Here is a 7132-nt window from a genome sequence, read left to right as displayed (position 1 = left end):
ATCTTTGGGTTTAAGAAAGCAGCTGCAAGAAGTGATATTTGGAAATGACATTTAAAAAGGGAGCTGTAAGTTACAGCCCCTACTTGGGCATTAGCTTTGTGCTGCTAACCAATGGTTTTATACACATCAATATTAGTAGAGGTAATAAATGTACCGACTGCATCACCAAAGGCTTTAAAGTGTGGTGCGTTTTTATGGGCTTCGAAATGCTCATTAGACGCCCATTGCTCACTCACTAAATAGATAGTTTGCGCAGCATCGTTTTTAACTGATAGCTCGTAACGCAGGCAGCCTACTTCTTGGCGCGAGGACTGTTGTAAGTTTTCGAGCTCGGTTAAGAGGCGCTCTGCATCGCTATTTTCACTCGATAGTGTGGCAATTACCGTTAACATAGGTGTTCCTTGTTAAAAAAATAAAGGTGCAGCTCAACTGCACCTCTTTTGGTTTTGGCTTATTGATCCCACTGCGGTGCAAAGTCAGGCGTTGCTTGGCGGTCGTTGCAATCAAGGCCATCAATTCGCGCTATATCTTCATCATCAAGTTTTACCTTGTCGTTAAAGTTATCTTCTAAGTTTTTACGCTTGGTCGATGATGGAATTGTGGTCATGCCATTCGCATTTTCCCATGCAATAACCACTTGCGCTGGCGTTGCATCGTGTTTATTAGCAATATCTATTATGGTTTGATCGTTTAACACTTTACCAACCACAAACGGCATATAGGCTGTTACATGTATGTCATGTTGAGCACAAAAGGCGCGCAGTTTGGTATTGGTTAAATAGGGATGCACTTCTACTTGGTTAGTAAATATTTCACGCGAGTCTAACGTTTGCATCGCTTCTTTTAAGTTCGCAATAGTGAAGTTTGATACACCTATATGTTTGGTTAACCCTAACTTTTTAGCTTTTAGTAGCTCAGTCAGGTATTCGCTCATAGGCTCATTGTTTGATGGTGCAGGCCAGTGAACTAGCAATAAATCAACCGAGTCAACTTGTAACTTTTCTAATGATTTTTCTACACTTGCGATAAAGTCGTTTTTATTGAGTTTATTGTTCCATACTTTGGTAGTAATAAATAACTCATCTCTGGGAATATTACTGTCTTTAATGGCTTGACCAACTTGCTCTTCGTTACCATAAATTTGCGCGGTATCAATATGACGAAATCCTACTTCTAACGCCATTTTTACAGATTCATAAGCAGTTTTACCTTCTAAACGAAAAGTACCCATACCTAAGTCTGGCATTTCAATTACACGTTGTGTCATAGCTTTATCCTTATTAAATAATTGGTTTAAAATTCAAACGTCGCGTTTACTAAATACACCGATTACTTTTTGATTTAAAATTTTGACCTCATGAAAATACTGAGGTCATTCATTTTTATTTCAAGACTAACCTACATAAGTTTCGCTTTATTTAGCCTGAACATTTTGTTTATCTAGCCTGCCACTGTACCGGGTGACTATTAAAGCCAGCAATGAAACAACGGCGCCAATCCATGCGGTATCTTTTAGTTCCATGTGCTCTACTACAAGGCCCCCCGTAATAGAACCCAATGCTATGCCAATATTAAATGCTGCTATATTTAATCCAGATGCAACATCGACTGCGTTAGGAGTATGTTGCTGAGCTTGCTTAACAACATAAAGCTGCAAACCAGGTACATTACCAAATGCAAATGCCCCCCAAACTAATATGGTTAATACGGCAGCAACCTTTGACTCCATGGTAAAAGTAAATATCAGTAGAATTACAGTAAGTGCACTAAAAATAATGCTCAGCGCACTGATCGAGCCTCGCTTGTCAGCTAATTTTCCACCCCATATATTACCAACAGCCACTGAGACACCATATACCAGCATAATTATGCCAATTGTTGAAGATGCAAATCCAGTCTGCTGCTCTAAAATGGGGGCCAAGTAAGTAAACGCAGTAAACGTGCCGCCATAGCCTAAAATTGTCATTAAATACACAAGCAGTAATCTAGGTTTAGTAACAACTTGAAGTTGCTCTTTAAAGGTTGCCGGTACTGATTGCTTTAAATTTTTAGGTACTAATACAGCACTTCCAATTAAAGCGATAATACCAAGTGATGACACCACTAAAAATGTAGCGCGCCAACCAAAGTGCTGCCCTATCCAAGTACCTAATGGCACACCCGTTACTAGCGCTACCGTAAGGCCGGTAAACATAATTGCAATTGCGCTAGCCTCTTTATCTTTACTTACTAAGCTTGTCGCTATCATTGAGCCAATAGAGAAAAATACACCGTGAGCAAGTCCAGTTAAAATGCGTGCTATTATTAACGTTTCGTAGCTAGGGGCTTGCCAAGCTAATAAGTTACCCATAACAAATAAGCCCATAAGACTTATAAGTACCACTTTTCGGTTCCAGCGACCCGTTAATGCAGTGAGAACCGGTGCGCCAATAGCTACACCAACCGCATATAAGCTCACTAGTAAGCCTGCTGATGGTAAGCTCACGCCTAAATCGTTTGCAATAGTTGGCACTAAACCCACTATAACAAACTCTGTTGTTCCAATTGCAAATGCGCTTAAGGTAAGCGCCCATAAAGCCAATGGCATAGTTACATCCTCATTTTTAAAATAGATGTACAGTGTGAGTAAAAATGCCTTTGCAATAAATGGCATAAATGGCAAAATACTTTTGTTTATTTTGCAAATATAAATGAGTGAATTTATGCCTGTTCAAGCTAAAACTGAAGATCTAGAAATGTTTATTACCATTGTTGATTGTGGCAGTTTTTCCGGTGCGGCTAGTTTACTTGATTTAAATGTAGCTAAGGTTTCAAGAGCACTATCTCGTCTTGAAAGCAGGCTAAACTGCACATTACTAAATAGAACAACACGCCGCTTAGAACTTACCGAGGAAGGGCATATATACATAGAATATGCGCGAAAGGCTTTAAACACGCTGCTTTGCGCCGAAGAAACAATTAACCTACTTAAGCAAGCTCCAAAAGGGCATTTGCGTATAGATGCAGCAAGCCCATTTGTTTTACATCAACTAGCACCTCTAGTTAATGAGTTTAAAAAGCAGTACCCACAAATCACCCTCGATATTACCTCACATGACAATATTATTGATTTACTTGAGCGCAAAACAGATTTAGCTATCCGCATTGGTGACTTAAAAGATTCAAACCTTCATGCGCGTAAATTAGGCCAAAGTAAATTGAAATTGGTCGCAAGCGCAGGTTATTTAAATAATGCGCCACCGTTACAGCAGGTTTCAGATCTTAAAAACCATAATCTAATTGGCTTCAGTGAGCCCAACAAACTCAATCAATGGCCTTTAAAACATGAGTTATCACTGCACTTTGATTTAAGAGCTAGCAGCGGCGAAACCATTAGGCATTTATGTATTGCTGATCAAGGTATAGCACTACTCTCACAATTTATGATTGCCGAAGATTTGGCTTCTAAACGATTAGTAGAGGTGTTACCCCAGAGTATAAAAACCCCTAATAACCGAGAGTCTATCTATGGCGTTTATTACAAAAATGGGGCGGTTTCTTCACGTATCGTTGCTTTTTTAGATTTTATACAACCGCGATTGAGTTTATAAATCGCTTTTTAAATCATTTTAAAAGCCACTTAATGAAATAAAATATAATAATGACGGTTTTAAGATCAGTATCAGTATATACATTGAAGTTGCATTATTTAGATGAGGTAGTATGGATTCTTTAACACAAGTTGCGTTAGGTAGCGCTGTAGGGTACGCAGTATTAGGTAACAAAGTGGGCCGCAAAGCGGTGTTATGGGGCGCTATTTTGGGCACTTTACCCGATTTAGATGTGTTTTTACCCTATGGCGGCAGTGTTGAAGCATTTACTTATCACCGTGGCTTTAGCCATTCATTTTTTGTGCACTTGTTAATTAGCCCTTTGATTGTTTGGCTAATTTTAAAAATACACACTGGCATGCAAGCGTATAAAACACGTTGGTTTTGGTTAGTGTTTTTGTGTTTATCAACCCATGCACTATTGGATGCACTTACTGTGTACGGTACGCAATTAATGTGGCCACTTACAGAGCATCCGTTTGCAATTTCAAATATGTTTATTATTGATCCCCTCTACACGTTACTGCTATTAGTAGGGGTTATAGGCACTTTAATACCAAAAATAACCGCCCCAATCGCCTACAAAATTACCGCAATTACGCTCACAGTAAGTACTCTCTATTTATGTTGTTCGCTTATTCTTAAAGTTGTTATTGACGATAAAGTCAACACTGCGCTGCAAAACAAAGACATCACAGTCAATGAATACATTAGCACTCCAGCACCGTTTACTACTTTACTTTGGCGGGTGGTTGTGATGTCGGATGGGAAATATTATGAAGGCTATGCATCGGTGTTTGATACACCCAACGAGGTTACCTTAAATGCATACCAAACAACCCCTTCTTTACTAAACGAGATTAAAAATGAATGGGGTGTTAAACGCTTGCAGTGGTTTACAAAAGGGTTTTATTCCGTTCGCGAGCAGCAAGACAAAGTTATTCTCTCTGATTTACGCATGGGCATGGAGTGTGCTTATGTGTTTAATTTTGTTGTCGGTCAGAAAGATGGCTCAGCAATCAGTGTCGGTAATTTTGAAAAAATAAGTCAAAGACCCAACTTAAACAACCTACCTAAAATATGGGATAGAATTTGGCACCCCGATACCGTATTGGCATCGCCATTAGCAAAAAATAATTGTGTAGAGCAATAATACCAACTATAACTGCCATCTTTTGAGTAAACTCAACTCAATACCTTGTTGAGTTTACCTCTATTTAGTTAGGGGTTATCGTATAATTGGGTTCTGTTTTTTCCGCGCTCTTTGGCTTCATATACCGCATTATCGGCTTGGGCAAATAAATCAGTAAACGTCGTTTTCGCAGTACTCAAACTTACCCCAATACTGGCGGTTACTGGGCGATTACCTACTTTAATTTCAGCAATTAATAAATGCAGCCTTTGGCAAAATGACAAAGTATCTGCTTTATTTGTATCTGGCACCATAATTAAAAACTCTTCACCGCCGTAACGAGAAATAAGGTCGGTTTGTCGACCAAAATGTTTAAGACGTTGCCCCAACTCTTTTAAAACTCGATCCCCTTCTAAATGCCCAAAGGTATCATTAACGACTTTAAAATTATCAATATCGATAATTAATAATGCAACCGACTGCTTTGATCGCATAGCCTGTTCGAGTAACAGCACACTGCGGCAATTCATCTCTCTTCTATTTAATAAATTGGTTAACTCATCGGTAGACGCTAAAGATTGTAAGCGTTCAGTTTGCGCTTCTAACTTTTCCCGTGTTTTAATCAGCTCGTCGTAAAGCTTATCTCGCTGAGTCGCGTTAAAAAAGCTCCAGTATATATAGCCCTTTTCATCAAGCTGAGCATTAACGGTAACGGCCATACGCTCGCCTTGGGCGCTGAGCATAATTAACTGCATTTCTTGACACGCTTTTTCATGCAGTAAGGTAGGAAGCACATAACTTTGTAAAAATATTTTTGATGATTTAGTTATAATTTTATCAACCGACTTGCCAATAAGCTCATTACAATTCCACTGTAATTCCTTTTGAAAATAAGTATTTACATAAACAATAATGTTATCTGCATTTGTCACTAATGCACCATTTAAAAAGTGATCTGCGGAATAATCAGCAAGCTTTTCATCTACTTTATCAAGTGACATGTGGCTAACTCACAAAATCAAAAATTAAACGGCTGACTGTTTCTGGGTGCGTCATATGAATACAGTGGCCATGCGCACTAATAACCTTAAGTGTTGCATTTGAAATTTCATTCGCTACAAACTCCCCAACAGAAGGCGCGGCTAAAGCATCATTTTCACTTTGTAAAATTAAAGTAGGCTGTTTTATATGTTCAAGTATAAAACGGTAGTCGGATAAAAACGTGGCTTCTGCAAAGGTTTTTGCAATAAGGGGATCGGTTGAGCAAAAACTTCCCGATAGTTCCGCTATAAATTCATCTGGATGAGAGTTGCCCATTACTAGAGGCGCTAAATAATTTGCCCAACCAATGTAATTTTTATCCATTAGGTTTAGTAATTCGTGAAGGTCTTGTTTTTCAAATCCACCAAAATAATCAGGGGGTAAATTTAAAAAGCACGGTGAGGGGCACACCATAACCAGCTTAGAAAATAGCTCTGGTTGCTCAATGGCAGCAAGTGCGCCAATGGTGCCACTAACCGAGTGGCCTATAAATGTAATATCGGTAAGTTCAAGTGCGGCACATATTTCTAGTACGTCTTTGGCATACCCATCAAGGGTTGAGTAGCGCTGTTTATTATATTTAGACACATCAGAGTTACCTGAGCCTACATAATCAAACAGCACTAAAGTAAAATGTTGTTCAAGGGCAGGAATAATAAATCGCCACATGTTTTGGTCGCAACCAAATCCGTGAGCCAACACTAAGGTTTTATCACCCTTGCCAATTATTTTGACGTTGTTTCTGCTGAGTATTTCATTTAAATGTTGCATGCTGAATTATCCCTTTCTTATTTCAACTTATTAATGGTAGTTCAACTACGAGCCGAAACTACTATTTTAACACTAAATGTAGTTTAACTTATTATAAAGCTTTAAACATCAATTAGTTAGTTGAAAAATAATCAAGGGCCAAAGTACATACTATTGTATTGAATAAGTGTAATTAATTATTTCGCTTATCTATAAAAACAATGCCTTTTTAACATTAAATTACAATCGTATAACCAGTGTTAGCATAATGACTAATTAATATGCCTAATACAAACAGTTAGTTTTGGCGCTCATACTGTCCGCGATATACTTCAAATACTTTTAGCACGGTGTGTTGTTCTTTTGAAAGAGAGTCAAACCAGTCATCAAATAACTCATCATCTTCTTGTTCGCTTAATGCTAAATAATGAGCAAGCAATTCGATGATATCGTTATGAGAACATGCGAGTGAGTCAACTTGTTTTGCCAATACACTATGATCGCGCTCCCTAAGAGTGTCCATAACTCCTTGGTCGATTTGGTCCTGTTTCGTTTGAGCGTCACTCATAAACTACCTCTATTCTACGTGTTTAAATTTTTATTATTTTTTTGCCGAAAC

The 7132-nt window shown here is 38.4% G+C and carries 8 protein-coding genes; 2 read left to right on the top strand and 6 right to left on the bottom strand.

All coding sequences use genetic code 11. The features are described 5' to 3' along the window. Nucleotides 1-104: 104 nt before the first annotated feature. The 3 genes from ACTRWE_RS18600 to ACTRWE_RS18590 all read right to left on the bottom strand — a co-directional run bounded on the left by ACTRWE_RS18600 (nucleotide 105) and on the right by ACTRWE_RS18590 (nucleotide 2587). On the bottom strand, nucleotides 105-392 hold the full coding sequence (locus ACTRWE_RS18600; RefSeq protein ID WP_290187358.1) for a putative quinol monooxygenase: 288 nt from the start codon (nucleotides 390-392) through the stop codon (nucleotides 105-107). 59 nt (nucleotides 393-451) lie between these two features. Further along, entirely contained in the window at nucleotides 452-1267 is an 816-nt protein-coding gene (dkgB, locus tag ACTRWE_RS18595) for a 2,5-didehydrogluconate reductase DkgB (protein WP_013463211.1), read from the bottom strand. A 147-nt stretch (nucleotides 1268-1414) separates the two neighbouring features. After that, nucleotides 1415-2587 carry an MFS transporter gene (locus ACTRWE_RS18590; RefSeq protein ID WP_462880468.1) on the bottom strand — a complete coding sequence of 391 codons (1173 nt, stop codon included), beginning with the start codon at nucleotides 2585-2587 and terminating at the stop codon, nucleotides 1415-1417. A gap of 115 nt (nucleotides 2588-2702) precedes the next feature. On the opposite strand from ACTRWE_RS18590, the gene ACTRWE_RS18585 reads away from it, so the two are divergent. Both ACTRWE_RS18585 and ACTRWE_RS18580 read left to right on the top strand, forming a co-directional pair. Then, complete coding sequence (locus tag ACTRWE_RS18585; protein WP_064663040.1) at nucleotides 2703-3590, top strand: LysR family transcriptional regulator; 888 nt, start codon at nucleotides 2703-2705, stop codon at nucleotides 3588-3590. 112 nt (nucleotides 3591-3702) lie between these two features. Then, nucleotides 3703-4743, top strand: a complete 1041-nt coding sequence (locus tag ACTRWE_RS18580) for a metal-dependent hydrolase (RefSeq protein WP_262976449.1) — start codon at nucleotides 3703-3705, stop codon at nucleotides 4741-4743. A gap of 68 nt (nucleotides 4744-4811) precedes the next feature. On the opposite strand, the gene ACTRWE_RS18575 is transcribed toward ACTRWE_RS18580, so the two are convergent. The 3 genes from ACTRWE_RS18575 to ACTRWE_RS18565 form a co-directional block, all read right to left on the bottom strand. Next, nucleotides 4812-5723: a sensor domain-containing diguanylate cyclase gene (locus ACTRWE_RS18575; protein WP_262976450.1), complete on the bottom strand. Its 912-nt coding sequence runs from the start codon at nucleotides 5721-5723 to the stop codon at nucleotides 4812-4814. A gap of 4 nt (nucleotides 5724-5727) precedes the next feature. Next, nucleotides 5728-6534: an alpha/beta fold hydrolase gene (locus tag ACTRWE_RS18570; RefSeq protein WP_013463207.1), complete on the bottom strand. Its 807-nt coding sequence runs from the start codon at nucleotides 6532-6534 to the stop codon at nucleotides 5728-5730. A gap of 277 nt (nucleotides 6535-6811) precedes the next feature. Further along, complete coding sequence (locus ACTRWE_RS18565) at nucleotides 6812-7081, bottom strand: hypothetical protein (RefSeq protein ID WP_262976451.1); 270 nt, start codon at nucleotides 7079-7081, stop codon at nucleotides 6812-6814. Nucleotides 7082-7132: the final 51 nt, after the last annotated feature.

The sequence above is a fragment of the Pseudoalteromonas sp. G5_S1_54_S4 genome (assembly GCF_054968565.1).
This window is presented reverse-complemented; position numbering and strand designations above follow the sequence as displayed.

Excerpts from the sequence above, each read along its gene's own strand:
- ACTRWE_RS18580 (WP_262976449.1), top strand. The coding sequence starts at position 3,703 with ATGGATTCTTTAACACAAGTTGCGTTAGGTAGCGCTGTAGGGTACGCA.
- ACTRWE_RS18570 (WP_013463207.1), bottom strand. The coding sequence starts at position 6,534 with ATGCAACATTTAAATGAAATACTCAGCAGAAACAACGTCAAAATAATT.
- ACTRWE_RS18600 (WP_290187358.1), bottom strand. The coding sequence starts at position 392 with ATGTTAACGGTAATTGCCACACTATCGAGTGAAAATAGCGATGCAGAG.
- dkgB (WP_013463211.1), bottom strand. The coding sequence starts at position 1,267 with ATGACACAACGTGTAATTGAAATGCCAGACTTAGGTATGGGTACTTTT.
- ACTRWE_RS18585 (WP_064663040.1), top strand. The coding sequence starts at position 2,703 with ATGCCTGTTCAAGCTAAAACTGAAGATCTAGAAATGTTTATTACCATT.
- ACTRWE_RS18565 (WP_262976451.1), bottom strand. The coding sequence starts at position 7,081 with ATGAGTGACGCTCAAACGAAACAGGACCAAATCGACCAAGGAGTTATG.
- ACTRWE_RS18575 (WP_262976450.1), bottom strand. The coding sequence starts at position 5,723 with ATGTCACTTGATAAAGTAGATGAAAAGCTTGCTGATTATTCCGCAGAT.
- ACTRWE_RS18590 (WP_462880468.1), bottom strand. The coding sequence starts at position 2,587 with ATGCCATTGGCTTTATGGGCGCTTACCTTAAGCGCATTTGCAATTGGA.